24 protein-coding genes, 1 tRNA gene and 1 other RNA gene are annotated in these 26,221 nt (G+C 63.4%); 14 read left to right on the top strand and 12 right to left on the bottom strand.

Translation table 11 applies throughout. The features are described 5' to 3' along the window. The 5 genes from ECTOBSL9_RS11980 to ECTOBSL9_RS11960 form a co-directional block, all read right to left on the bottom strand. The gene (locus tag ECTOBSL9_RS11980) at nt 1-327 is read right to left on the bottom strand and encodes a YbaB/EbfC family nucleoid-associated protein (RefSeq protein ID WP_063465242.1); all 327 of its coding nucleotides are present in this window, start codon (nt 325-327) and stop codon (nt 1-3) included. A 107-nt stretch (nt 328-434) separates the two neighbouring features. Further along, a complete protein-coding gene (gene dnaX, locus ECTOBSL9_RS11975) occupies nt 435-2,090 on the bottom strand; it encodes a DNA polymerase III subunit gamma/tau (protein WP_063465241.1) in 1,656 nt (551 codons plus the stop codon). Between the two features lie 61 nt (nt 2,091-2,151). Further along, nucleotides 2,152-2,248, bottom strand: an RNA gene (gene ffs / locus ECTOBSL9_RS11970) — signal recognition particle sRNA small type. Nucleotides 2,249-2,326: 78 nt separating this feature from the next. Continuing rightward, complete coding sequence (locus ECTOBSL9_RS11965) at nt 2,327-5,872, bottom strand: YhaN family protein (RefSeq protein WP_063465240.1); 3,546 nt, start codon at nt 5,870-5,872, stop codon at nt 2,327-2,329. Beyond that, nucleotides 5,869-7,137, bottom strand: coding sequence for a DNA repair exonuclease (locus ECTOBSL9_RS11960; RefSeq protein WP_063465239.1), 1,269 nt, complete (start codon nt 7,135-7,137; stop codon nt 5,869-5,871). Before ECTOBSL9_RS11960 ends, ECTOBSL9_RS11965 begins: the two co-directional genes overlap by 4 nt. 110 nt (nt 7,138-7,247) lie before the next feature. Between ECTOBSL9_RS11960 and ispG the strand changes: the two genes are divergently transcribed. Beyond that, nucleotides 7,248-8,477, top strand: a complete 1,230-nt coding sequence (ispG, locus tag ECTOBSL9_RS11955) for a flavodoxin-dependent (E)-4-hydroxy-3-methylbut-2-enyl-diphosphate synthase (protein ID WP_156500116.1) — start codon at nt 7,248-7,250, stop codon at nt 8,475-8,477. 25 nt (nt 8,478-8,502) lie between these two features. Here ispG and ECTOBSL9_RS17745 read toward each other — a convergent pair whose 3' ends face one another. Beyond that, nucleotides 8,503-9,942, bottom strand: a complete 1,440-nt coding sequence (locus ECTOBSL9_RS17745; RefSeq protein WP_063465238.1) for an HDOD domain-containing protein — start codon at nt 9,940-9,942, stop codon at nt 8,503-8,505. 122 nt (nt 9,943-10,064) lie between these two features. Between ECTOBSL9_RS17745 and motA the strand changes: the two genes are divergently transcribed. From motA to ECTOBSL9_RS11925, 5 genes are all read left to right on the top strand, one after another. Beyond that, complete coding sequence (gene motA / locus ECTOBSL9_RS11945; RefSeq protein ID WP_063465237.1) at nt 10,065-10,922, top strand: flagellar motor stator protein MotA; 858 nt, start codon at nt 10,065-10,067, stop codon at nt 10,920-10,922. 6 nt (nt 10,923-10,928) lie between these two features. Next, nucleotides 10,929-11,783: a flagellar motor protein MotB gene (gene motB / locus ECTOBSL9_RS11940; RefSeq protein WP_063465236.1), complete on the top strand. Its 855-nt coding sequence runs from the start codon at nt 10,929-10,931 to the stop codon at nt 11,781-11,783. 82 nt (nt 11,784-11,865) lie between these two features. Continuing rightward, on the top strand, nt 11,866-12,816 hold the full coding sequence (locus ECTOBSL9_RS11935) for a LysR family transcriptional regulator (protein WP_063465235.1): 951 nt from the start codon (nt 11,866-11,868) through the stop codon (nt 12,814-12,816). Between the two features lie 57 nt (nt 12,817-12,873). Then, nucleotides 12,874-12,948, top strand: a tRNA-Val gene (locus ECTOBSL9_RS11930). Nucleotides 12,949-13,224: 276 nt separating this feature from the next. Beyond that, a complete protein-coding gene (locus tag ECTOBSL9_RS11925) occupies nt 13,225-16,347 on the top strand; it encodes a PAS domain S-box protein (RefSeq protein ID WP_063465234.1) in 3,123 nt (1,040 codons plus the stop codon). Between the two features lie 175 nt (nt 16,348-16,522). On the opposite strand, the gene pufA (ECTOBSL9_RS11920) is transcribed toward ECTOBSL9_RS11925, so the two are convergent. The 4 genes from pufA (ECTOBSL9_RS11920) to pufB (ECTOBSL9_RS11905) all read right to left on the bottom strand — a co-directional run bounded on the left by pufA (ECTOBSL9_RS11920) (nt 16,523) and on the right by pufB (ECTOBSL9_RS11905) (nt 17,593). Then, a complete protein-coding gene (pufA, locus tag ECTOBSL9_RS11920) occupies nt 16,523-16,717 on the bottom strand; it encodes a light-harvesting antenna LH1, alpha subunit (protein ID WP_063465233.1) in 195 nt (64 codons plus the stop codon). A gap of 90 nt (nt 16,718-16,807) precedes the next feature. After that, nucleotides 16,808-16,966, bottom strand: coding sequence for a light-harvesting antenna LH1, beta subunit (pufB, locus tag ECTOBSL9_RS11915; RefSeq protein WP_025281025.1), 159 nt, complete (start codon nt 16,964-16,966; stop codon nt 16,808-16,810). 183 nt (nt 16,967-17,149) lie between these two features. Continuing rightward, entirely contained in the window at nt 17,150-17,344 is a 195-nt protein-coding gene (pufA, locus tag ECTOBSL9_RS11910; RefSeq protein ID WP_063465233.1) for a light-harvesting antenna LH1, alpha subunit, read from the bottom strand. Between the two features lie 90 nt (nt 17,345-17,434). After that, nucleotides 17,435-17,593 (bottom strand): light-harvesting antenna LH1, beta subunit, encoded by a 159-nt coding sequence (gene pufB, locus ECTOBSL9_RS11905; RefSeq protein WP_063465232.1) that lies wholly within the window; start codon nt 17,591-17,593, stop codon nt 17,435-17,437. A gap of 248 nt (nt 17,594-17,841) precedes the next feature. On the opposite strand from pufB (ECTOBSL9_RS11905), the gene ECTOBSL9_RS11900 reads away from it, so the two are divergent. From ECTOBSL9_RS11900 to ECTOBSL9_RS11875, 7 genes are all read left to right on the top strand, one after another. Beyond that, complete coding sequence (locus ECTOBSL9_RS11900; RefSeq protein WP_063465231.1) at nt 17,842-18,372, top strand: Slp family lipoprotein; 531 nt, start codon at nt 17,842-17,844, stop codon at nt 18,370-18,372. A 175-nt stretch (nt 18,373-18,547) separates the two neighbouring features. Further along, nucleotides 18,548-18,706: a hypothetical protein gene (locus tag ECTOBSL9_RS17010; protein ID WP_156500115.1), complete on the top strand. Its 159-nt coding sequence runs from the start codon at nt 18,548-18,550 to the stop codon at nt 18,704-18,706. 101 nt (nt 18,707-18,807) lie between these two features. Next, nucleotides 18,808-19,350, top strand: a complete 543-nt coding sequence (locus ECTOBSL9_RS17315; RefSeq protein ID WP_205632059.1) for a hypothetical protein — start codon at nt 18,808-18,810, stop codon at nt 19,348-19,350. A gap of 98 nt (nt 19,351-19,448) precedes the next feature. Further along, a complete protein-coding gene (locus ECTOBSL9_RS11890; protein ID WP_063463909.1) occupies nt 19,449-20,894 on the top strand; it encodes a DDE-type integrase/transposase/recombinase in 1,446 nt (481 codons plus the stop codon). Beyond that, the gene (locus ECTOBSL9_RS11885) at nt 20,891-21,736 is read left to right on the top strand and encodes an ExeA family protein (RefSeq protein WP_063463908.1); all 846 of its coding nucleotides are present in this window, start codon (nt 20,891-20,893) and stop codon (nt 21,734-21,736) included. The genes ECTOBSL9_RS11890 and ECTOBSL9_RS11885 overlap by 4 nt, the downstream gene beginning before the upstream one ends. 16 nt (nt 21,737-21,752) lie before the next feature. Next, a complete protein-coding gene (locus ECTOBSL9_RS11880) occupies nt 21,753-21,980 on the top strand; it encodes a hypothetical protein (protein ID WP_063463907.1) in 228 nt (75 codons plus the stop codon). A 61-nt stretch (nt 21,981-22,041) separates the two neighbouring features. Continuing rightward, a complete protein-coding gene (locus tag ECTOBSL9_RS11875; protein WP_063465230.1) occupies nt 22,042-23,148 on the top strand; it encodes a GGDEF domain-containing protein in 1,107 nt (368 codons plus the stop codon). A 66-nt stretch (nt 23,149-23,214) separates the two neighbouring features. On the opposite strand, the gene egtD is transcribed toward ECTOBSL9_RS11875, so the two are convergent. Together egtD and egtB are read right to left on the bottom strand one after the other, a co-directional pair. Then, nucleotides 23,215-24,183 (bottom strand): L-histidine N(alpha)-methyltransferase, encoded by a 969-nt coding sequence (gene egtD / locus ECTOBSL9_RS11870; RefSeq protein WP_063465229.1) that lies wholly within the window; start codon nt 24,181-24,183, stop codon nt 23,215-23,217. Further along, on the bottom strand, nt 24,183-25,469 hold the full coding sequence (egtB, locus tag ECTOBSL9_RS11865; RefSeq protein ID WP_240480969.1) for an ergothioneine biosynthesis protein EgtB: 1,287 nt from the start codon (nt 25,467-25,469) through the stop codon (nt 24,183-24,185). Before egtB ends, egtD begins: the two co-directional genes overlap by 1 nt. Nucleotides 25,470-25,648: 179 nt before the next feature. Here egtB and ECTOBSL9_RS11860 point away from each other — a divergent pair, with 179 nt between their 5' ends. Beyond that, on the top strand, nt 25,649-26,128 hold the full coding sequence (locus ECTOBSL9_RS11860) for a DUF427 domain-containing protein (RefSeq protein WP_063465227.1): 480 nt from the start codon (nt 25,649-25,651) through the stop codon (nt 26,126-26,128). Nucleotides 26,129-26,221 lie beyond the last annotated feature (93 nt).

Here is a 26,221-nt window from a genome sequence, read left to right as displayed (position 1 = left end):
TCAGAAAGGCATCTTGAAGCCCGGGGGCAGACCCATGCCCTGGGTCAGGTTGCCCATGTGTTCCCGGGTCATGTCTTCAACCTTTTGCACGGCGTCATTCATGGCGGCAGTCAGCAGGTCTTCCAGCATATCGCGGTCATCCTCCAGCAGACTGGGGTCGATGCCCACCTTGCGCACGGCATGCTTGCCGGTCATGACCACGGTCACCAGGCCACCGCCGGACTCACCGGTCACTTCCATCTCGGCCAGCTCAGCCTGCGCCTTGGCCATGTCCTCCTGCATCTTCTGGGCCTGCTTCATCAAATTGCCAAGTCCGCCTTTCAGCATATCTTCACCTTACGTACGTCAGTGGAATCAAGAGGCCTAGTGTAAAGCCTCGGGGTCAATGAAACATCATCGCCAGCCCGAATCCATGACCTGGACCGGGCCGGGCGTTACTCCCGATCGCGCGGACGCACGGAGCCCGGGACCAGTTCCGCATCAAACTGCTCTTTCAGTCCCTGCGCCCAGCGATCCTCGTCGATGGACTGCTCGGCCGCCCGCTGACGCTCCGCATCGCGACGTGCGGCCATGGCTGCCGGGGTCTCTCCCTGGGCATTCCCTACCTGGATGGTGAGCTTCACCTCTTCACCCAGGTGGTGGCGCAGCGCTTCCTGGAGCTTGTCCTGAGCCTTGGTGGTCCTGAAGTTATCGTGCTGACGTGCCAGGCCCAGGACCAACTCACCACCATCGTAGCGCAACAATGCGCAATGGCTGGCCAGCTGACCGGGGATACCCCCAAGCCCCAGGCTGGCGGCCAGTTGCGGCCAGTCCAGTTCGCCGCTCCCGGACGCCGGCACCGAAGGGGCCGCTGGGGGCGCTGGGGGCGCTGGGGGCGCTGGGGGCGCAGAGGGTGTCGGTGCAGGCGCGGGGAATGGCTCCGGCCCGGGTGACGACGCAGCTGGGCGTTTGCCGGCAGGCGCAGACGAAGGCGCCTGGGTGGCAGCGGCTGTCGGTTGCGAGGCCTCCGCCGGCCGGAACGCCAGCATGCGCAACAAGACCATCTCCACACCGGCCCGGGGCTCCGGCGCCAGGGGTAGGTCGCGGCGCCCGATCAGGGCGATCTGGTAGAACAGCTGGACATCCTCAGGTGACAGTCGTGATGCCAGATCCCTGAGCATGGACGGATCATCAGGCAAGCTGTCCGCCACCTCGGGCACTTGCTGAACCAGGGCCAGGTGATGCAGCAGGGTGATGACCTCCCCCAGCACCGCGCCATAGTCCGGCGCTTGCTCCGAGAGCACGTCCACCGCTGCCAGCAGTTCACGGGCATCGCCCTCGGCCAGGGCCTCCAGAAGACGTTTCAGATGGTCTCGGGAGATGGCACCGAGCATGTCCAGCACCTCGGCCTCGCGCAGCACGCCGCCCCCGAAACCGATGGCCTGATCCAGCAGGCTCAGGGCGTCGCGCATGCTGCCCGAGGCGGCCCGGGCCACCTGCATCACCGCCGCCGACTCGGCCTGGATACCTTCCCGCTCCAGCAACTGGAGCAAATGGCCATGAATCATCTCCGGCGGCATGGCCTTGAGATTGAACTGCAGGCAGCGGGAGAGCACGGTGACCGGAAGCTTTTGCGGATCCGTGGTGGCGAGCAGAAACTTGACGTGGGGCGGGGGTTCTTCAAGCGTCTTGAGCAGGGCATTGAAGCTGTGGGTGGAGAGCATGTGCACCTCGTCCACCAGGTAGACCTTGAAGCGGCCCCGGGTGGGGGCATAGGGCACGTTTTCCAGCAGATCCCGGGTGTCTTCCACACGGGTGCGGGAGGCGGCGTCCACCTCGATCAGATCAACAAAGCGGCCCTCGTCGATCTCACGGCAGGCGCTGCATTGGCCGCAGGGCTGGGCGGTGATGCCCGTTTCGCAGTTGAGGCACTTGGCCAGAACGCGGGCGATGGTCGTCTTGCCCACGCCACGGGTGCCGGTGAATAGATAGGCATGGTGGAGGCGATCTTCACGCAGGGCATTGGAGAGGGCGCGCACCACGTGGGGTTGGCCCACCAGTTGTTCGAAGGTGCGGGGACGCCACTTGCGGGCCAGGACCTGATAGCTCATGGATCTCGTTGCGGGTCGCTGAAGAGTGCCAAGCCCGGCATGGCCTCGAAAGGGTGGTAACCCACACCAGCCGCACCCCGGCGCCCAAGTCCACTGCTACCGTTGCTCCCTTCCGGGCCTGGCGGGGTTCACAGCTTGTTGTCGCGAGGGGACCGGTGCAGGTCACCATTGCTCGGTATCTACGGCGCACGGGCGCCGGAAAGGCGTTGAATTATGCGGGCTTTGCTGCAGGAGCGTCAAGCCGCGCCGCGCTCACGCCCCAATTCATGGATGTGCAGGGCGTTGGCCTGCACCGCCTCCCGGGCCACTTCCAGAAGATGCCGGTGATGAGTGAACAGCATCACCTGCCCCGCCCCGGCAAACCGTGCCAGCGCCTGCAGGATCAAACCGGCCCGGGCATCGTCCGAGGTCATCAGTACATCGTCCAGGATGACCGGCATGCCGGGATGGGACTCCCGTCGCAACTCCAGGGCCGCCAGGCGCAGTGCCAGGTAGAGCTGATCGCGGGTGCCCTCACTCATGGCATCCACGCCGATCAGGGTGCCGTCATCCCGCATGGCCTTGAGTACCGGTACGTCCTGGGATTCATCGGCCTCTAGGCGCGCATAGCGCCCCTGAGTCATCAACGCCAGATAGTTCGAGGCTGCCGCCACCATGGGCGCCTGGGAACGCTGACGGAATCGATGAAGCGCCTCCTGCAGCAATGCATGGGCCAGGCGCAGGCGCATCCAGGGCCGGATGGCCCCCTGGATACGGGCGGCAGCCGATTCCATCGCTTCCCGGGCACGGGCCGCCTCGTCAGAGGTGTCCACCTCTTCAAGATCCCTGCGGGTGCGTTCTTCAACCTTGCGGGCCTCGGCCACCGCCTGCCCCAGGCGTTCGATCTCTACCTGACAGCGGGCCTGGTCCGCCTCGATGGCGATCACGTCCAACCCCTCCAGACGCTGGCGCAAGTCCGCCTCCGATCGAATGGAGGCCAGGGCAAGCTGCTGCTGCCGCTCCTCCAGGCCCATACGCACCTGACGTTTGCGGTCGGCTCTGGCCTCGATCCCGGGCAGATCGTCCTCCCCGACCCCATCGGCCGCCTGGCACAAGGCCTCAAGCGCCCTGGCCTGGGTATCGAGCTCTTGCCGGGCCCGCTCCCGAGCGGCCGCTGCCGCGCCCTGCTCCTGAAGGCCCATGGCCCGCTGATGCTCTCGCTCCCGGGCAACCCGCAGCCTCGTCTGCAACTGACCCGCATAGTCATCCGGCGAGCTGGGCGTGGGTTCACCCAGAAGATGGGCCAGGCCGGCCACCTGATCCTGAAAGTCCCGCACCAGCGCCTGCTGGCGTGCTTGCGCGGCGAGTAGATCCCCCCGCTCGACACTCAGGGCCTCCAGGGTATCCAGTTCCTCCAGACGGGCGCGCACCTCGGCCGGCCCTGCCGTCGCGGGCAGACCCAGGCGTTCATGCCAGGCCGAAACGGCGCGGGTGCGGGCCTGCCACTCCCGTTCCATGGCGTCGATGTCCCGAAGCAATGCATCCCGATCCCTTTGCCGGATCCGTGCATGGCGCTCGCGCTCCTGACGACGCCCCTGGGCGGCGGTGGCCTGGCGTTCCCAGGCACCCGCCTGCTCGATCAGCACCGCCAGGTCCGTTCCAGCCGGGCGCTCGCCAACGGCACACAAGGCCTGGCTCAGTGTTTCCATGGCCTGCCGACGCTGCTCATCACGCTCTGACTGGCTGCGCTCCAGCCGCTCCAGTCGCCTCGCCAGTTCCAGCAGGGCCTCGCGGCGCCCCTGCCATTGCCCCAGGGCATCGGGGGAAAGATCCGGCAGCCCCTGAGCCTGCAGACGCGTCTGCCACTGTTCAATCAATGCCTCACGCTCCCGCTGCCCTTGCGCAAGCCGGGCCTGGATCTCCCCATGGCGTTCATCCATGGCCTTGATCCTGCCCTGGCATTCCTGGATGCGCGCGGCTTGCCCGGCATTCTCCCTGAGCTGATCTGCCTGATGATCGGCCTGCATCTGAGCGACCTCAAAGCTCTCTGGCAAGGGGCGCGTCAGGTCGAGATCCTTCATCGCCGCTTCTGGAGCGCTCTGGCCTTCCACATAGGTCTGCCTCAGACGCGACCACAGGGCATCGCGCCATGCCCGGGCTTCAAGCAGGGTATCGAGGGTCACCACCCGACCACCGGCCGTCAGCTGCTCCAGTTGTCTGGCCTGTTCCTGCCGATCCCGTTGCAGGCGCGCCTCCTCCTCGTTGAGCGCCCGCAGGGTGTCCTCCACCGCGCCCTGGGCATCCCGGGCCTCATCCAGCTGAGCCTGCATCAAGGGCCGGGATTCCCGCACGACCTGAAGCTCCACCTGCCCCATATCTGCCAGATGCTGCTGCAACTGGCTGTGCATATCCTCCAGATCCCGCTTCACGGCCTGGGTATCTGCGGTCACCTCCCCGAGGGCCCGGGCCTGATGCAGCGCCTGGGCGAGGGATTCGCTGGCCGTCGCCTCAGGGGCTGCGGCCTCGTGCTCCGCCTCCCGCTCGGCCGTTTCCAACGTCTCCAGGCGCGACCGGCGATCCTCCAGACGCGGCCCGATCACTGCCAGCTGATTGAGATCCTCCTCCAGGGCAGCCCGATCGGCCGCCGAAGGCAGATGTTTCAATAACCTCCCCACATCAGCCTTGTCGTCCAGGCGTTGAGCCTGTTCGGTCAGGCGGGCATCCAGCCGCTCCACGCGGGCCTGCTGACGGTAAAGCTCCACCCGGGCTTCGGTCACCGTCTCCAGGCGCCCGGCCAACCGCTCGATGGTGGCCGCATGCTCCAGCAGCGGGGTTTCAATCACCAGGGCCTGCAATCGACGCTCGCATTCCTGCCACTGGGTCTCGGCATCGCGAAGGTCCTGGCGGGCACGGCCGCGGGCCTGCTGGGCCGACAGGCGTTGCTCGCGGGCCTCGGCCACCAGGTCGGGCACGGTTTCAAGCGACGCAAGCTCCTTGCGCAAACGGTCCAGGTCCTCCAGAAGCGGCGCCACGGTTCGCAGGCCCGCCAGATCCTTCTCATGCCGCTGGGCTTCCTCCAGGGCTTTCTCCAGACTGGTGAGTTCTTCCAGGGCCTGCTGATGACTGCGCTCCAGGGCCTGCCACTCTGCGGGTCGCGTGAGTGCATCCCTGTGGACCTTGCGCTGCGCCTCCAGGGTCGCCCGGGCTTCATTGATCACCGCCTGGGTGGCCCGTCCATGTGAACTGAAAAGGCCTTTGGCATCCGTATCCAGGGCCTCGAGTATGCCGGCGATGCCCCGGGTGCCGGCGCTGGCCTCGAACAGGGCAGACCCCAGTTCCCCCTCCCCCTTGAGCAAGCGATCCCCACCCTCGCGCAAGCGCAGGTGATCCAGGCCGAACATGGCCTCGAATGCCTCTCGCGTCAGCCCGCCAGTGAGTTGCTGCTCCTGCTCCGGGGTGGCCGCGGGCGCATCGGTCAGGGTGTCGTCCTTGCTGTCTGGCCTGTGCAGGGTGACGCCCCGCCCCTTGCGACGCGCCAGATAGACGGGCTCCCCTCGGGCATCCACAAACACACCTGCAAGGCGCAAGCGCTTGAAATCGTGAACGAAGTTATCGCGACTGCGTGCAGGAATGCCAAAACGCAGATCCGTCATGGCCCGCAGCGCCGAGGATTTACCGGCCTCATTGGGGCCGTAGATCAGGTGCAGACCGTCAGCGTCCCGCCCATCATCGGCCTGGCCAAAGACAATCTGCGTGTCGGTGAACGGCCCAAAGGCCTGAAGATCCAGCCGAATGAGTTTCATGATTCGCCCTGCCCCGCCTCGCCCAGCCGTGCCAGCACGGTGGATTCGGCATCCAGCAGCAGATCCCGCACCTGCTGTTCATCCTTCAGCTCGACCCAGTCAGGGAGATCCACCTCCCCGGGGATCTTGTCCAGAAGACCCGCAAGCGGCTGTTGCAGAAATTCGGCGGCCCGGTCGGGATCCTCCATCATTTCATCCACCAGACGCAGCAACTCGCCCACGGCGTCATCCCGGGCCGCCACCTGACCCCGCTCCAGCGGACGACTCAGGCGCACCCGCACCTGTTCCACCCACACCTGGGGCCCATCCAGGTCCTGTGCGGCAGCCCGCACCTGGGCTTCCAGCGTGCCGGGCTGACGGGCCTCAAGATCCTGCAGGGCACTCATGCCGGTGAGATGTACACGCACCGCATGCAGTCGCTCCAGATCCCCGTCCAGCGCCTGCTCCAGGGCCCTGGAGACCCGGCGCACAAAGGCGGCGATATCCTCGAGATCGGTGACATCCAGCTCGATCCGATGCCAGCGCACCACATCCAGGGGCATGAATTCGGACTGGATGCCCGCGGGCGTAACCCGCACCAGATCACAACCCTTGGGGCCGGTTTCGTTGGCATGACGGCCTTGCAGATTGCCGGGAAAGACGATGCGCGGGCTTTCACACACCACCTCGCGATGATGCACATGCCCCAGCGCCCAGTAGTCGTAACCCTTGGCGGTGAGCGCGGCCACATCGGTCGGGGCATAACGGTCGTGGCCCGGCCGCCCGCTCAGGCTGGTATGCAACAACCCGATATTGAAGCACCCGGTCACCGGTGCCGGGTATTCGGGCACCCAGTCCTCATCCACCGCGCGATTGGGAAAGCTGCGCCCATGAATGGCCACGGAGAGCGGCTCCAGTTGCGCTGTCTGTGCCGTTCGACTGGAAAAGACGGTCACGTTTTCGGGCAAATGCAACTGGCGACTGATCACCCCCTGGGCATCATGGTTGCCCTGCACCATGAACACCCGCACCCCGCCTCGCTCCAGGCGAACCATCTGCTCACGGAAGAACAGGCCGGTATGAAAGTCCTGCCAGTCCCGATCGTAGATGTCTCCGGCCAGCAGCAGGAAGTCCACCCGGGCATTCAGGGCGGTATCCACCAGGGCCTCCAGGGCCTGGCGCGTGGCGTTGCGCAAACGCTCCACCGGCGCCCCTTCATAACGGTCCAGCCCCTTGAGGGGGCTGTCCACGTGCAGATCCGCCGCATGCAGGAAAGTGAAGTTCATTGAATCGTCCCGATGTCCTTTTTACCGTGGCAGGATCATCCCCCGCCCGTACAAGGGTGGCGGGCAACCTGCTACCATTGTTCCACCTCAATCTGCCAGTACCGCACACCATGATGACGAACAATCCTGAGTACCGCCGGCACACCACCGTTCCGGTTCGCGTGGGCCATGTCACCGTGGGTGGCGACGCCCCGGTGGTCATTCAATCCATGACCAACACCGACACCGCCAACATCGACGCCACCGCCAGGCAAGTGGCCGATCTGGCCCGCGCCGGCTCTGAGCTTGTACGCATCACCGTGAATACGGACGAGGCCGCTGCGGCGGTCCCCAGGATTCGCGAACGCCTGGATGCCCTGGGGGTGAACACCCCCCTGGTGGGGGATTTCCATTTCAACGGTCACAAGCTCCTGAGCAAGTACCCCGCCTGCGCCGAGGCACTGGCCAAGCTGCGCATCAACCCGGGCAATGTGGGTCGCGGCGCCAAGCGCGACACCCAGTTCGCGCAAATGATCGAGATGGCCTGCCAGTATGACAAACCAGTACGCATCGGCGTGAACTGGGGCAGCCTGGACCAGGACCTGCTGGCCCGCATGATGGACGAAAACGCCCGCCAACCCCAGCCCCTGGGCATGCATGACGTCAATCGCGAGGCCTTGATCCAGTCAGCGCTGGGCAGCGCCGCGCGGGCCGAGGAGATTGGCCTCCCCCGGGACCGGATCATCCTCTCCTGCAAGGTCAGCGGCGTGCAGCCCCTGATCCGCGTCTACAAGGACCTGGCCTCGCGCTGCGACTACCCCCTGCACCTGGGCCTCACCGAGGCCGGCATGGGTGTGAAGGGCATCGTCGCCTCCACCGCCGGTCTGGCGGTCCTGCTGCAAGAGGGCATTGGCGATACCATCCGCGTCTCGCTCACTCCGGAGCCGGGCGCGGAACGCACCAAGGAGGTCATCGTCGCCCAGGAGATCCTGCAAAGCCTGGAGCTGCGCCGATTCCTGCCGGCGGTGGTGGCCTGCCCCGGTTGCGGCCGTACCTCCAGCGATTACTTCCAGCATCTGGCCCAGGACATCCAGAACTATATCCGCCACAAGATGCCCGAATGGAGCCGGCAGTATCCCGGTGTGGAGGAGATGACCGTGGCGGTAATGGGCTGCGTGGTGAACGGCCCCGGGGAGAGCAAGCACGCCAACATCGGCATCAGCCTTCCGGGAACCGGCGAAACGCCCATCGCACCGGTCTACGAGGACGGCGAAAAGACCGTCACCCTCAAGGGCGAGCGCATCGCCGAGGAGTTTCAGGTGCTGGTGGAGCAGTACATCGAACGCCGTTACGGGCAATAAAACCCTCGAGGTGGCCGGGGCGCCCTCAGAGGCGCCCCTGGCCTGCCTGTCGCAACGATTCCAGATGGGCGGTGGCCAGTTCAACCAGCGCCTTGAACCCCTTCAGCGCCCGCCTATCCAGCGCGCAGGATCCGGAGCGGCGGTCCGCATAGACCAGGCCGTAAGGCTGGTCCCCCACAAATACCGAATGGGCGAAGAACTCTCGCACACCAATCAGGGTGCGCATGGAGTGGGGCACCCGCGGCCATACCTCGTCACAATTGGAGGGGTTCAACCAGAAGGCCGAGGGCCGCTTCATCATCACCGCGATCAGGTGCCCCCCGGCCAGGTTGAGCTCAAAACGATTGAAGGCCGGCTCGTGATCGGTGCCCTCCATGCGCTCGGCCGACAGGGTGTCACCAATGTCGCTGAGTCGCGCGAATACCACCCGGTTCAGCCCCAGGCCCTCGTGCAACCCCTCCAGCAACACATCCAGAACCTGGTCCCGGTTCTCCAGTGAGTGGGAGGCCAGTTGGCGGCGGGCCTGCTCATACCGATCAGACCGGGGCATGAGGCAGAAGACCGGCTCAGGCGGCTTGGCCCCCGCTTCCCGATAGGCCTTGACCTTCTCTTCGTCCAGCAAGGGAACAGGATCCAGACCGTAGAGATCCACATGGGTATTGAAATGCTCAGTGGCACCGTTGATGTAGTCCGCCAGTTCCTCGGAGCTACAGTCCAGATACCGAGCCGCCTGGTCCAGGTTGCCCCCCACGCCCGGGTGGTCCCAGGCCGCCATCGCATCCCGGGCCAGGTTGGAGGCCAGCATCACCCCCATGGCCCGGGCATGACGGGCATTGGCAGGACACATGCACTCGCGCACCATGGCCGGCAGTTGCCAGCGCTCCGCCAGGGCGTGACCCACCGTTTCCAGGCTGACATCCAGGGCCACGTACTCGGCTTCATGGGGCAGCACCTGTCCGTCACGGACCAGCTCCATGTAGCGCGCCATGCGCCGCTCGTCATGGATGGTCCAGACCAGTTCCCCAAGGTCGTACAGCAACGCTGCCAGGCCCACCTCGGAGGGGATCATGTCGTGACGGTTCTCGGCCCAGGCCTCCGCCAGAGCCGCCGCATAGGCCACCCGGCCCGCCAGATAACGGTAATAGGACTGGGCATTCGTGGAGAGCACATCCGGCACCTTTTCCAGTTCACGGATGGTCCGCTTCAACCCGTCGGTGCCAATCATCATCACGGCCTCGTCCAGGGCCACCACCTCGGTGCGAAAGTGACGATGGGGTACGCCATTGGCCACCCGAATGAGCTTGAGGGCCAGCCCCGGATCCCGCTGCACCAGGCGCCCGACCGCCCGCATGCTCATCTGGGGGTTAGCCTCCACAATGGACAAGATGGCAGCGGTTCCCTCGAGCAGCGGCAGATCCCGATCCCCCAGGTGATGCACCCAGTCCGCCAGCGATTTTTTGTCCATCAATGTGGCTCCTGAGTCCAGTGAGTGTGACGGGCGTCTTGATTGCGCTATTATCGCGTGGTTTTAAATCGGCAAGCCACCCCCCCCGCAGTCATCGCGCCAATCCCGGAGGTTAGCGGCTCGTGAATCTGATCCTTGGTTCAATCATCGTTACTGTTGCCGTATTAGGTGGCTGGGCGGCGCACGGCGGGCAGCTGATCCTCATCTGGCAGCCATACGAGTTTGTCATCATCTGTGGGGCGGCGCTGGGCGCCTTCATCATTGCCAACCCGATGAAGACCATCATCCAGGTGTTCAAGGCCATACCCAGACTCATGGGCGGTTCCACCTACAAGAAGGACGACTATCTGCAACTGCTCGGCCTGATGTACGAGATGTTTTCCAAGGCCCGCAAGGAAGGCTTGATGTCCATCGAGGCAGACATTGAGGAACCCGAGAGCAGCCCGCTGTTCGAAAAGTATCCCCGAATTGCGAAGAACCATCACGCGGTGGAATTCATCTGCGATTACATGCGTCTGGTGGTGAGCGGCGCCATGAACCCGTTCGAACTGGACAACCTCATGGACATCGACCTGGAAACCCACCATGAGGAAGCGGCGGAGCCCTCCCATGCGGTGGCCCGGGTTGCCGATGGCCTGCCGGCCTTTGGTATCGTGGCGGCGGTGCTCGGCATCGTGAACACCATGAGCGCCCTGGACGGACCCATTGACAAGATTGGCGGACTCGTCGCGGCCGCCCTGGTGGGGACCTTCACCGGTATCCTGCTTGCCTATGGTTTTGTCGGCCCCATGAGCTCTGCCCTTGAGCGCCGGGCCGAGGAGGAAGCCAAGTTCTTCGCCTGCCTCAAGGCCTGCATCCTCGCCAATGTCCAGGGTTACAGCCCTCAGGTGGCGGTGGAATTCGGCCGCAAGGCCATGGCATCCGACCTGCGCCCAAGCTTCGCGGAACTGGAATCCCACCTGCGCGGCGCCAAGGAGTAAGGGCCCATGGCGGCCGAAGACAAGAAGCAACCCATCGTCATCAAGCGGGTGGTCAAGAAGGCAGGCCACCATGGTGGCGCCTGGAAGATTGCCTTTGCCGACTTTGCCGTCGCCATGATGGCGTTTTTCCTGTTGCTCTGGATCCTGGGAATGACGGATGAACGGCAAAAGGCCGCCATTTCGGAATATTTCCAGAACCCTTCGGCTGCCATGGGCATCAGCCCCACGCCACCCCATCCCACCGAGGGTGACGGCGCTTCTCCATCCATCATCGACTTTGAAGGGGCCATCGACATGGAGCGTGCCGAAGAGATGGCACGCGAACAGGACGAAGAGCGTCTGGAATCGTTGATGGAAGTACTGGAAGAAGCACTGGACAAAAGCCAGGCCCTGGAGCCCTTCAAGGACCAGCTATTACTGGACATCACACCCGAAGGTCTGCGGATACAGATCGTGGATCGCGAAAACCGCCCCATGTTTGATCTTGGCAGCGATCGGCTTCTCAATTACTCCCAGGCAATCCTTGGCGAATTGGGTGCCATCATCAACGCAGTGCCCAATCGCGTCACCATCACCGGGCATACCGACGCCCGCCCCTTCCCCAGTGCCGACTACACTAACTGGGAGTTGTCCACCGACCGGGCCAATGCGGCACGGCGTGCACTCGTGGCGGGCGGCATGGAAGGCGACAAGGTGGGACGCGTCATGGGCCTGGGTTCCACCGTGCTGTTCAACAGGGAGGACCCCGAGGACCCCATCAACAGGCGCATCAGCATCATCGTGATGAACAAGGAAGCAGAAGATGCCATGTACGAGACCACGGCAGTGGAATACGACGGTGGCGAAACGATCCCCTTCTGACGACACGACCGGGTCGAGAAGAGTTTTGTTGATAGGCATCGTTCCCTTTGGATGATCATGGCGCGGGGCAACATTGACCAAGATGAACTTCACCTTCCGCCAACTCAAGGCCTTTGAGGCCGTGGCCCGACATCTGAGCTATACGCGGGCGTCGGAGGAACTCCATCTCACCCAGCCCGCCGTTTCCATGCAGATCAAGCAACTCGAAGAGCACGTGGGCCTGCCGCTGTTCGAACAGATCGGCAAACGCATCCATCTCACCGACGCCGGTCGTGAGCTTTACCACTACAGTTGCGCCATCGCCGCGCAACTGGCAGAGGTGGAGATGGTGCTGGACGAGATGAAGGGTCTGCGTCGCGGCCATCTCACCATCGCGGCGGCCAGCACCGCCAACTACTTCGTACCCCGGCTCATCGCTGCCTTCTGCAATCGTCATCAGGGCGTCTCGGTCACCCTGGAGGTGAGCAACCGGGAGGAACTGCTGAACCGGCTGGCCATCAACGCCATGGATCTGGCCATCATGGGGCAACCCCCCACCTCCGAGCCCATGGCCCACCCCTTCATGGAAAACCCCCTGGTGATCATTGCCCCACCGGAGCATCCCCTGGCCAACGAGAAGGACATCCCACTGAGCCGCCTCTCGGGCGAGTGCTTTGTCATGCGCGAGACAGGCTCGGGAACCCGGGGCGCCGCCGAACGCTTCTTTGCGGAGCACGGCGTGGCCTTGCGCGCGGCACAGCAGATGCACAGCAGTGAGGCCATCAAGCAGGCCGTGGGGGCAGGCATGGGCCTGGGCGTATTATCCCTGCATACCCTGGAGATGGAACTGCTGTTGAACCGGCTGGTGGTGCTGGATGTGGAAGGCTTCCCCATTCGGCGGCACTGGTACGTGGTTTACCCACGTGGCAAACGCTTCTCGCAAGTGGGACAAGCCTTCCTGGATTTCACCCTGCAGGAAGCGCAACACGTGCTCAGGGTGCCGCCTATGGCGACCGACCAGGATGCCTCTCAAGACCCGAATATACCGACCTGAAAATCAGGTATTGACGACCCCCACCGCCCTCCCTATAATCTGCGCTTCTTTCGTATCGGGCGGTTAGCTCAGCGGTAGAGCACTGCCTTCACACGGCAGGGGTCACTAGTTCGATCCTAGTACCGCCCACCAAAAGCAGTAACGAAATCAGCCGCTTAAGGGAAACCTTAGCGGCTTTTTTCTTGTCTGGTCACATGAAGGCATCCAGTTGGGACTGGAGTCCGTCGCCATCGATCTGGACCATGGCATGCCCCCCCTTTCAAGCCTTCCCATACCGAATTGTATCCCCTACCCTCGCTCGGTAAACTCCAGGCACCGCCATGAAAAGGACCCTGGGCTATCCGCAGGCCATGCCGGAACCATGGTCTCTGCTCATGCCGTGCCCGCACGGCCTCAAGATTGCCGGCAATGACCCAAGAAGAGACCCAGTCCAGCCATGCCCTGAAACGTGCCCAGCATGCCGTCGAGCAGGGCGATTTCGAACAGGCCGAGAACCTCCTCAAGCAGGGTGAAGTGAGCCTGGCCGAGCTGGTACAGACCCTCAGCGTGTATGAGTCGGAACTGGAGATCCAGAACGCCGAGCTGCGCGAATCCCAGTTTGTCACCCAGCGGTTACTGGATAACTACGCTGCCTTCTTCGGCGGCCTGCCCATGGCATCCCTGGTGGTGGATCAAAGCGGCATGATCCTGGAGGCCAATCAGGAGGCGGCGAAGGCTTTCAGGCTCGACGTGAGCCATCTGCGCCGGAAAAGGCTGTGCAGCCTGGTGGATCGTGAGCACGAGGCCATCGTCCAGGCGGCCCTGCGCCAGGCCGCGCGAGACGGCCAGGCCCGACTGGCAGACGTCCATTTTAGTGCCAGCCCCGCGCAGCAGGATCACTTCCCGGGAGAATTGCACGTGGCACGCCTGCCCGGCCGCGACGGGCGGGACCTGGAATTTGCCTGCGCCCTGGTGGATCTCACCGAGCGGATGCGCCAAGAGGAGGAATTGCGCACCACCCACGAGCAACTGCGCGAGAGCGAACGTGGCTATCGCATTGCCGCACAACACTCACCGGACTGGGATTACTGGTACGGTGCCGATGGCCGCTATGTCTATGTCTCTCCCGGGTGTGAGGACATCAGTGGCTATCCCCCGGAGGCCTTCCTGAAGGATCCGGACCTGATGTACACACTCTTCACCCCGGAGGATGCCCAGCGCTGGCGCCAGCACCTGACGGAGGTGAGCCATCAAGAGGGCGATCTGTCCCACATGGCTCTGGAGTTTGCCGTGCATCGCCCGGATGGCGAGATCCGCTGGATCGAACACCACTGCCAGCCGGTGGTGGACGACGACGGCACCTATCTGGGGCGGCGCGGTGTCAATCGCGACATCACCGACCGCAAGCTGGCCCAATCGCGTCTGGAACAGATCTTTCGGCTGTATGCCACCCGCACCCAGGTGAATCAATGCATCAACCGCATTGATGACGAAGGGACCTTATTGCATCGCACGGCCGGCATCCTCGTGGAACAGGGTGGCCTGGATGCCTGCGCCATCAGCCTGCGCCACCGAGGCGATGCCCAACTGAAAAAACCTGTGGTCCATGGATTGACCGAGGAACAGGCCCGGGGACTGCCTCTGCAAGAGACCTGGGAAATACTGCGTGGCAATCCCTGGGAATGCCTGAACGACCGCCCCTTGCTGTGCAAGGATTGCGAGTCCCCCGATACGCCCGAGGCCTGGCGGGAATGGGCGGGCGCCAACGGCATACGTACCTGCGTCCACTTCATCCTGTTCCGTGGTGATGAGCTATTGGGCCTGGGCAGCTTCATGGGGCGCGACAAGGGCCTGTTCACCGAGGATGTTCTGCAATTGCTGCGGGGCATCGTCGAGGACACCTCCCACGCCCTGCACCAGATGGACCGGGAGCGCAAGCGCCGATCCATCGAAACCGCCGCCCAGGAGCGCGAAGCCAAGACGCTGGCCTTCACTCAGGCCATTATCGACTCGCTGCGCTCCAGCATCTGCGTGCTGGATCACGAGGGCACGATCATCGCCGTGAACCGTGCATGGGATGACTTTAGCCGCCATCACCAAGGTGCCCAGGACCCGGTGGGACGGGGCATCAACTATTTCTCCCTGTGCACTGCGGTTCAGGGTGAGTCAGCGGACGAGGCGCGCCGGGTCGCGGCGGGCATCCGGGAGGTTCTGCGCGGTCAGGTGCCCCATTTCGAGGACGAATACCGAATTAATGGCACAGCCTTCATGGTACTGGCCACCCCTCTGGACGGGGGACCCGCATCCGGTCGGCAGTTAGTGATCAGCCATAAGGACATCAGCGACCGCAAGCAGACAGAGGAAGATCTACGCAGAGCGAAGGAGGAAGCCGAACGGGCCAGCCGGGCCAAATCGGAGTTTCTCTCCAATATGAGCCATGAGCTGCGCACTCCCATGAATGCCGTGCTCGGTTTTGCCCAGTTACTGGAGACTGATCCCACGCTGGATGAGATCCAGGCCGACAGCGTGGGCGAGATCCTCAAGGGCGGTCGTCATCTACTGGACCTGATCAACGAGGTGCTGGATCTGGCCAGCGTGGAGGCTGGCCGGGTGGAACTGTCCATCGAAAGCATCCCCCTGCGGGAACTCGTGCGCGAGTGCCTGATGCTGCTCACTCCCCTGGCCGACGCCCGACAGATCCGCATCGACCCGGGCCACGACGAGAATTGGGTGGTCCTGGCCGACCGGATACGCCTCAAGCAGGTGTTGATCAACCTGCTTTCCAACGCCATCAAGTACAACCGGGACGGCGGTGATGTGTGCCTGGATATCCGCCCGGATTTCCAGGGATGGCTGCGCATCAGCGTCACTGACACCGGCAAGGGCATTTCTCCGGACAAGCTCGATCAGCTCTTTCTGCCCTTCAGCCGGCTGGAGGGGTGCATGGAGGGCATTGAGGGCACGGGGATCGGGCTGGCCATCAGCCGTCGACTGATAGAGGTCATGGGGGGAGAGATTGGCGTGGACAGCCGGCCCGGAGAGGGCAGCACCTTCTGGTTGCGCCTGCCCCAGGGGGTTCAGGAGTCCGTCGAGGTGACCCGCATGGAACCCAGCAGTCAGCCGGCATCCATGGGGGACGCAACCCAGACCCACACCGTGCTGCATATCGACGACAATCCGGCCAACCTGCGTCTGGTGGCGCAGATTCTCACCCGGCGCCCTCATCTGCGCCTGCTCAGCGCCCCCGACCCAGGTCTGGGCCTGGAGCTGGCCACCGCCCACGAGCCGGACCTGATCCTGCTGGATATCAACATGCCCGAACTGGATGGCTATCAGGTGCTCAAGCGGCTGCGCGCCAACTCGGCCACCGCTGCCATACCGGTCATGGCGCTGACGGCCTTCGCCACCGAACGAGACGTGGAGCGCGGCATCAGCGTGGGCTTTGACGAATACCTGACCAAACCCCTGGACGTGGAGCATTTTCTAAGCGTACTGGACGCGCTACTGAACCCCAAAAAAGGGGACAGATCCCTTTTACGGAATAAGGGATAAGGCAAGCCAGGCGGCAGGGGTGACAGGCAAGTGGCCGCCGGGAAGCGGCAGTCCTTCAACGGCGAGGACTAAAAAAAGGCGGGGTTTTTCAGGAGGCCACCCTGATGCCGGGCGGGATGCGCATGACAGAACAATCCCGCCCGGCAGTCGGGCATCAAACGCCTTGAGGCCAAGTTCAGGCCAGGGTTGACTTGCCCGTTTCCTGAACGGCAACCTGCTCGGTCGTGTCAACCAGAGAGGCGCTATGCATCCAGTTGAAGCGCTCGGTGCTCAACAGGATGAAGTGGATCAAAAGAGCCAGCACGGCCAGGAATGCAAACAGGGCAACCAGCGCTCTGCGCGGATCGAACAGCAGCCAAGTACGCCACATATTGAAGTCTCCTATATCGGAAAAAAACTGGTTCTACTGCTTTGCTGGAGGTACAACCTGGAACTCGTTACGCCATTCAGGCGAACGGTCTTACCAAGCCACACCCCAGGGACGCCACATCCAGGCCAGGACGTGGGCCACAGCGGCAACCGCCAGGAAACCCATCATGCTGGTCATGAAGACACCGTGGAACTCCATGGCCTCTTCTTCGTTCAAACCCGAGAGCGAACCTTTCGTTTCATCAACCATTTAAATTCCCTCCAAATGAGCCTTATTGGCAAATACCGCGCCGATTCAACGCGATCACGTACTTCGCAGTAGACACTACACCAGGACAAGTTTTGGCATCGTGACTCAGCACAAGTAAACCCCAAAGTCTCGTCGTGGTCATCCACGCCCGGGAGCGTGGACATCAGACCGTCTCAGGCCGGTTCAGGCCAGGGTTGACTTGCCCGTTTCCTGAACGGCAACCTGCTCGGTCGTGTCAACCAGAGAGGCGCTATGCATCCAGTTGAAGCGCTCGGTGCTCAACAGGATGAAGTGGATCAAAAGAGCCAGCACGGCCAGGAACGCAAACAGGGCAACCAGCGCTCTGCGCGGATCGAACAGCAGCCAAGTACGCCACATATTGAAGTCTCCTATATCGGAAAAAAACTGGTTCTACTGCTTTGCTGGAGGTACAACCTGGAACTCGTTTCGCCATTCAGGCGAACGGTCTTACCAAGCCACACCCCAGGGACGCCACATCCAGGCCAGGACGTGGGCCACAGCGGCAACCGCCAGGAAACCCATCATGCTGGTCATGAAGACACCGTGGAACTCCATGGCCTCTTCTTCGTTCAGTCCCGAGAGCGAACCTTTCATTTCGTCAACCATTTAAATTCCCTCCAAATGAGGCTTACTGGCAAATACCGCGCTGACTCCACGCGATCAGGCATGTCGCAGCAGACACTACACGAGGACAACTTCCGCGATAGTGATCCAGCACAAGAAAATCCCAGACGCTCGATTTTCCTCGGGCCTTCAGGTACGCGCACTGAGAATGGGACGATAAGCGAACCTGCACCCGGCGCGGTGGTCTTAACGGGATACAGCCATCCCAGGCCGCTTCTCAGGTGATTGCCATGCGCATACTGCTGCTGCCCATTCTGCTGGCTTCGGCGGCACTGGTGGGTTGCGCCGCAACCCCCAAGGGCATACCCGCACCGCCCCCGGACAGCCCGCACCTCACCGAGGTACGGGGTGCCCCTGAGCGCTTCCAGGGAGAACACGTGCGTTGGGGTGGCTCCATCGCCGGGGTGGAAAACCAGGAGCACGGCACTCTGGTTGAGGTGGTCTCCCGCCAACTGGATAACCGTGGGCGACCACACTCAGGGGACGGCAGCGACGGCCGTTTTCTGGCCGTGGTGGAGGGCTTCCTCGATCCTGCCATCTATACGCCCGGGCGCGCCTTCACCGTGACCGGAACAATCGACGGGATCGCCACGCGACCGGTGGGCGAGCACGACTACGACTATGTGCGTGTGCGCACAGCCGGACACCACCTGTGGCCTGAACCACGCACCGACCGATCGTATCGCCATCCCCCCCCGTACTATTACGACCCTTGGTACGACCCCTGGTACCCCTACCCCCGCGGGTTGCGTCGGTACTGAATCAGACCTTGATCCTTTGCAAGCCAGGAGATCGGGCTTAGAATCAGACCAGTTCTTAAATGGATACAGATCCTACGCCAGTGGGTATACCCTGGGCAGGCCGTACCCGACCGATTTTCCTCCAGCGCGTGTTCTTGCAGCAGCGATCCGGATCCATCAAGGGGAGCCCCTTCCCATGCTTGCATTCCAGTGGAACGCCAATTTCGTTACCGGCCTGTCGACGGTTGATGAGCAGCACCAACATCTGGTGGACCTGATCAACCGTTTGGGCGCCCTACTGAGTACGATCACCCTTACTGAGGGTGTTTGCGGGTGGAATGATCACGCAGGGTGAGGTTTGAGGGGGGATCCCCCTCGGGGAGCTTGAACGAACGCGCCCTTTGGGGGAGTCTCTGGTTACCAAGCCAAGAGACACTCACAGTGTGCCATGTTCCGTTGTCCGATCCCCAGTTTTTCCGGTTTCTAATCCACATCGATGAGGCATTGGCGGCCGAGGCGCAGGCGGCCGGGTGCCCGTGTGGCGGCGTGCTACACCGCGCCAACTATCCACGCAAGCCGCGCGGCTGCCCGCCTGCGTTCCGCGCTGAATACGCGACGCGGCTGAGTTTCTGCTGCAGCCAGTGCCGACGTCGGACGACCAGCCAGTCGGTGCGTTTTCTGGGGCGGCGCGTATGGCTGAGCTGGGTGGTGGTGCTGGGGTCAACCCGGCCGGCCGGGCACGGCACGGCGGCGGCTGCGTTGTGTGAAGCGTTATCGATTCCCTGGCGCACCCTGGCACGGTGGCGGCGGTGGTGGCGCGAAGACTTTGTGCGGACCTCGCTGTGGCGGGTGCTGGGTGCGCGGTTCCTGCTGCCGGTGGCTGCGGCACGGTTGCCGAACGGTCTCCTGGAGCAGTTGCCCGGCCAGGAACACGAACCGCTGCGGTGCCTGCTGGCCTTGCTCACCCCACTCACGATCACGGCGCCCGAGGGGCGCTGAGTTCCCGCAGAGGATGCCAATGGTCGAACCGATTCCCGCTGCGTAGCCTTCTCTCCCGGTCGTGGTGCCGCCGGCACCGCGCATATTGGGAGACGAACGTGCATCCACCGAACGATCCTCTGTTGCGTGATCGATGGGCGCGCTTGCGCTTCTCGATCATTGGTCCCTTGTTCGCCGCACCGCCGGAACCGGGAGCATTGCGGGCGGCACTGGCGGCGTTGGCCGAGCGCGTCTGGCGCCATCCCGTCACCGGCACCGAGGTGCGCTTCGGGGTGTCCACACTGGAGCGCTGGTATTACGCGGCACGGTCGGCCCCCGACCCGGTGGCGGCACTGCGCAACCAGCGCCGCCCGCATGGCCACTTCACCGCCATGACGCCGGCCGTGATCGCCGCCCTGGTGCAGCAATACCGGGAACATCCGGGCTGGACGGTGCAGTTGCACTTCGACAACCTGTGCGTGGACCTGGCCGACAGCGAGGTCTGCATGCCCTCGTATCCCACGGTGCGGCGCTATCTGAAGGCGCACGGGATGTTCCGCCAGGCGCGGCCGAAGTGTGCAACCGACGGCGCGATCCTCGCCCGCGACCGATTCGCAGCGCTGGAGGTGCGCAGCTACGAGCTGGACCATGTCTGTGCGCTCTGGCACCTGGACTTCCACCACGGTTCGCGCAAGGTACTGACCCGAGAGGGCGCCTGGGTCAAACCGTACCTGCTCGGCATCCTGGATGACCGCTCGCGCTTGATCTGCCACCTGCAGTGGTACCTGGACGAGACGGCGCAGAGCCTCGTCCACGGCCTGTCCCAGGCACTCATGAAGCGCGGGTTGCCGCGTGCCCTGATGACGGACAACGGTGCAGCGATGATCGCCGAGGAAACCGTTGCCGGATTGCAGCGCCTGGGTGTGCTGCACCAGACGACGCTACCGTATTCTCCCTACCAGAACGGGAAGCAAGAGTCCCTTTGGGGGCGTATCGAAGGTCGCCTGATGCCGATGCTGGAGGGACAAACCCCACTCACCCTCGATGTGCTCAACCAGACCACGCAGGCTTGGGCCGAGCAGGAGTATCACCGCACCCGCCACAGTGAACTCGACACCACCCCGCTGAAACGCTATCTGGCCGGGCCGAACGTCAGCCGGGACTGCCCGCCGGTCGCGGCACTGGCCGATGCTTTCCGTGTTGAGGTCACCCGCCGCCAGCGACGCTCCGATGGCACGGTGTCTCTGGAGGGGCAGCGCTTCGAGATCCCCGCCCGCTACCAGCACCTCGACCGGGTGTCGCTGCGCTACGCGCGGTGGGATCGCACCCGCGTCGACTTGGTCGATCCCCGCACCGGCACCGTCCTGTGCCCGGTGCTGCCGCTCGACAAATCCGCCAACGCCAACGCACAACGACGCGTCCGGCCACCTGCGGCACGCGCGCTCACGCCACTGCCACCCTCGGGGATGGCGCCGCTGTTGCGCCAGTTGCTGGCCGACTATGCCGCCACCGGCCTGCCGCCCGCCTACCTGCCCACCCCAGACCCCGAAGAGGACTCCGCATGAACTCGAAATTACTGGCCCTCTATGGGCTGAAGTGGAACCCATTCGCCACCGAAATCCCGGTCGAGGCGCTCTATGTGCCCGCACGCGTCGAGGACTTCTACTGGCGCATCGAACAGGGCCTGGTCCGCGAAGGCGGCTTCGCCATGATCAACGGCGACCCCGGCACCGGCAAGAGCGTGGTTCTGCGCCTGATCGCGGAACGCCTGGCACGGCTGCCCGATCTCACCGTCGTCGCCATCCATCATCCGCAGAGCCAGTTGGCCGACTTCTACCGCGAGATGGGCGATCTCTTCGGCGTCCCCCTGCGCCCACACAACCGCTGGGGCGGCTTCAAGGCCTTGCGCGAGAACTGGTTCGCGCATCTGGACACCACCCGCCGGCGCGCAGTGCTCCTGATCGACGAAGCCCAGGAAATGAGTCCCGCGGTCCTGTCCGAACTGCGCCTGATGGCCAGCGCCCGCTTCGACTCACAGACGCTCTTGTGCGTGATCCTTGCCGGCGATGCCCGCCTGCCCGAGAAGCTGCGCCGCGAGGAACTGATCCCGCTCGGCTCCCGCATCCGCACCCGTCTGGTCACCGAAGCGGCCAGCCGCGAGGAACTCCTGGCTTGCCTGCAGCATCTGCTCAACACCGCCGGCAACGCCAGCCTGATGACGCCCACGCTCCAGCACACCCTGTGTGACCACGCCATCGGCAACTACCGCCTGCTCACCACCCTGGCCGCCGAACTGCTCGCCGTGGCCGCCCAGCGCGATCTGCCGCAGCTCGACGAGAAACTCTACCTCGACGTGTTCGCCCCCGCAGAAAAACCCACTCCGCGCCGTGCCGCCGCAAGCCGTTGAACCCCTGGAGACCCTCATGCCCGCAACCCTCCATCCGCAATCCCTGCCCTGGCCCGAACTCAGCGACGACGCTGTCGTCGAGTTGCAGGCCCTGCTCCACGACTTCCTGATCTTGTTCGAATCCCACTACCTGGGGCAGATCCACCGCTACCACGACGAACGCTCGCAGGAAAATATGACCCAGCTCAGCTTACTGTCCGACGTCCCCCTCCCGACCGAGGACCCAGACAACCCTCCGTTCTGACGTCCTCCCAAGACCTACGCCCAAGACGCCGCCGAACTCCCTCCCGGGCGCCGGCGGCGTCTTGCTGATCAGGCCCCTTAACGAACGTGATCAGGAGGACATCAATTCGGGTGATCACACTCACCTACTGGGTGCCAACCAGGTTCATCGGGAGGACCTGGAAACGCTGTACGGGCAACTGGTCGATTATGCAGGCTTTCATTTCAAGGAAGAGGAAGCGCTGATGAAGACGATGGGCCTGGACGCCCGCCATGTGGATACCCATGTACAGATGCATCGGGATTTTCTCGAGGACGTCACGCGGCTGCATGGGTCACTGATTCAGGACACCCCCCGGGCCAGCAAACAGCTTCTCGACTATCTGATCCATTGGCTGGCCTTCCACATCCTGGGCCAGGATCAGCACATGGCGCGGCAGATCGAGGCCATCCGCATAGGCACCTCCCCCGGGGCAGCCTATGCCGACGCGGAGAAAACCAGCCATGAGCATGTCGAGCCACTGGTGAACGCCTTGAGCGCCTTGTTTACTCAGGTTTCCGAGCGCAACCGGCAACTGGTTCAGTTCAACCAATCCCTGGAGGCACGGGTAGAGGCGCGAACCCGAGAGCTCACCGAGGCCAACCGCCAGTTGCAAGTGCTATCGCTTACGGATGCGCTCACCGGCCTGCCGAACCGACGTCATGCCATGCAACACCTTGAGGCGCTTTGGGAAGAGTCCTGCCGATTGGGCAAACCCCTGGCCTGCATGATGATCGACGCGGATCACTTCAAGGAAGTGAACGACACCTACGGCCATGAAGCTGGTGATCATGTGCTGGTCGAACTGGCAAGAACCCTGCGGCACACGCTGCGCAATGACGATATCGTCTGTCGACTGGGTGGCGACGAGTTTCTGGTGCTATGCCCGGCCACTCCGCTGCGGGGTGCCCTGTACATTGCCGAGCAGATAAAGGATGCAGTAGCCGCCATGAGAGTCCCCACGGGGGCTGGGGCATGGCAGGGCAGTTCCAGCATTGGCGTCGCGGTGCGCACGCCCGCCATGACCCACCCGGATGAACTCATCAAGCGGGCAGACGATAGCGTCTATCTTGCCAAGAGAGCGGGCAAGAACTGCGTGCGTTCCGCCAACGAGGAACCCCATCTCAAGGGCTCCGCCATCGGGAACTGATCGCCATGGTGGAGCTGGATGAGGCTCCCACCGCGCTGCGCTCAGGGTCTGGATGCAGCGGGTCGTTCAGTCCACCGCCACCCAGTACTGAAGGCTGAACCACCCTTTCTCGTCCTCCCAGGTGCGATGCGCGGCAAAGCCTGTCTCGGCCGCCAGCAACTGCAGGGCCGGGTGGGTGTACTTGTGGCTGTATTCGGTGATGATGGCCTCGTCGGTGGCAAAGTGGAACATCTCGCCAGCCAGGTGCACGGCCTGGGGACAACGGCTGACCAGATGCATCTCGATGCGTCCCGCGTCTGCGTTCCACACCGCCCGGTGCTTGAAGTTGCCGATATTGAAATCCGCGCCCAGCTCCCGGTTGGCACGCTCCAGCAGGTTGAGGTTGAAGGCGGCGGTGACGCCCTGAGCGTCATCGTAGGCAGGAATGAGCACCTCGGATGGCTTTTGCAGATCCACGCCCAGCAACAACGCGCCCCCATGACCGACCACCCGGCGCAGGGTACGCAGCAACTCCCGTGCCTCTTCAGGGGTGAAATTGCCCAGCGTGGAGCCAGGAAAGAACACCACCCGGCGCCGCGCCCGCAGTCGCGGCGTGGGTAGCGAGAATGGCCGGGTGAAGTCTGCCGCCACCGGCAGAATCTCCAATTGCGGGAACGCGGCCTCCAGAGGCCCCAGATTGGCCACCATATGCTCCAGACAGATCTCCATGGGCACATAAGCGGCGGGTTCTCTCAGGTGTTTCAGGATCAGCGGTACCTTGGTACTGCTGCCACTGCCCGGCTCCACCAGCATCACACGCGGCCCCAGGGTCCGGGCCATCTCGGCGCCGTGCTGCTCAAGGATGCGCCGTTCGGTACGCGTGGGGTAATACTCGGGCAACTCGCAGATCCGATCGAACAGGCGCGAGCCCACTTCATCGTAGAAGTACTTGGGCGAGGTCTGCTTCGGGCGACCCGACAAGGCCGTGAGCATGTCCTGCAGGAACACTTCCCGCTCGTCGGCGGGGGAATTGAGGCGTTGTGCGTTTGCCGGCATCAGTCGATATCCTTGGCCAGCCGGATCCCCATGAACTGCCAGCGGTCTCCGGGATAGAAGAAATTGCGATAGGTGATTCGAGCATGCCCAGGCGGCGTCACGCAGGAGCTGCCGCGCAGCACCATCTGGTTGCACATGAACTTGCCGTTGTACTCCCCAATGGCGCCGGCGGGCGCCCGGTAACCGGGGTATTGCACATAGGGGCTGGAGGTCCATTGCCATACGTCGCCAAAGCACTGGCGCAGGCCACGGCCCTGTGCGGTGTCGGGATGAAAGGCAGAATGCCCACCCTGCCCCGCCGGTTCGATGCCGGCCTGTTCAACGGCGGTCTCCCATTCGGCCTCGGTGGGCAGCCTGGCGCCGGCCCAGCGGGCAAAGGCGTCAGCCTCGTAGTAGCTCACATGGCACACGGGACGGGACGGATCCAGGGCCTGTTCGCCCAGCAGGGTGAACTCCGAGTTGTACTCCCGGTTCCAGTAGAGGGGGCGGTCCCATCCCTGGGCCTGCACGGTGGCCCAGCCGTCGGACAGCCAGAGTTCCGGGGTGCGGTAGCCACCGTCACGAATGAACTCCAGGAATTCACCGTTGGTGATCAGCCGGTCGCCCAACTGGTGAGGTTCCAGCCATTGCCGGTGCCGCGGGCGCTCGTTATCGAAACAGAAATGGGTCCCCTCGGAACCGATGTCCACCAGTTCCCTGGACCCCGGCAAAAACTCCAGGGGTGCTAAGGATACCCCCTTGGAAAGCGGGCCATCCCGGTAGGCAGGACACAGTGGATTGGCAGCCAGCACATGCTTGATATCCGTGAGGATCAGTTCCTGGTGCTGCTGCTCATGGTTCAGCCCCAGCGTGACCAGCTGGGCCAACTCCGGATCGTCGCCACGTTCATCCAGCAGGTTCAGCAGATGTTCATCCACATGGGCGCGATAAGCCATGACCTGGTCGACGCCGGGGCGCGTGATCTGCCCACGCTGCGGGCGGGGGTGCATCTGGCCCACAGTGTAGTAGTAGGAGTTGAACAGGTAGCCGTAACGTTCGTTGAATCGGTGATAACCCTTCGCGTGGGGATGCAGGATGAAATTCTCGAAAAACCAGGTGGTATGGGCCAGATGCCACTTGGTGGGGCTCACATCGGCCATGGTCTGCACCGTCATGTCCTCCGCGGACAACGGTGCTGCCAGCGCGACGCTGTGATCCCGTACCGCCTGGTAACGCTGACGCAGGGATTGAGGGCTGATCTCCGGCTGGGCCATGTCGTGCTGGGTCATATCAGGAAGGGCACTCACAGCGGACTCCTTACAACCATGGGTTCTGTCAACAGACGTTAAACTGTGACTTGACCCACGTCAACGACCACCCGCCAGTTCTTATTGAACCGCGACCCTGGAAATCCACACGGAGGAACCCAGGAGACTGGCGGACACTCCAAATCTGCACCCGCTGGCGATGAAGTGAGGAGACCACCATGACCACGAGCCACCCCCAGGAATCCGTGTGGGACTATCCGCGCCCACCCCGTGTGGAGCCGGTGCAGCGCCACTTGAAGGTCGTCCATGACGGGCAGGTGCTGGCCGAAACCCGGCAGGCCTTTCGGGTGCTGGAGACATCCCACCCGCCCTGCTACTACCTGCCCCCGGACAGCGTCGACTGGTCACGGCTGGAACCCAGCGACACAAGCACCTACTGCGAATTCAAGGGGCGGGCCCGATACTGGAACCTGCACACATCGGGCGGAACGATCCGTGACGTGTGCTGGGCCTATGAACACCCCACGGACTCACATTCTGATATTGCTGGATATATCTCCTTCTATGCAGGTCGGGTTGAGGCCTGTTACGTGGACGGTGAGCAGGTGCAGGCGCAGCAGGGAAGCTTTTACGGCGGCTGGATCACCGCCGAGATCCAGGGGCCCTTCAAGGGCGGGCCGGGCACGGTCGGGTGGTAGTCATCGACTTGGGCAATATCAATGACAACCAGACTCGCGAAGGACTAACATAACGCACATAATTCTTATTCAATAACTCAAAGCGCAGCAGCC

The sequence above is a fragment of the Ectothiorhodospira sp. BSL-9 genome (assembly GCF_001632845.1).
Taxonomy (GTDB): Bacteria; Pseudomonadota; Gammaproteobacteria; order Ectothiorhodospirales; family Ectothiorhodospiraceae; genus Ectothiorhodospira.
This window is presented reverse-complemented; position numbering and strand designations above follow the sequence as displayed.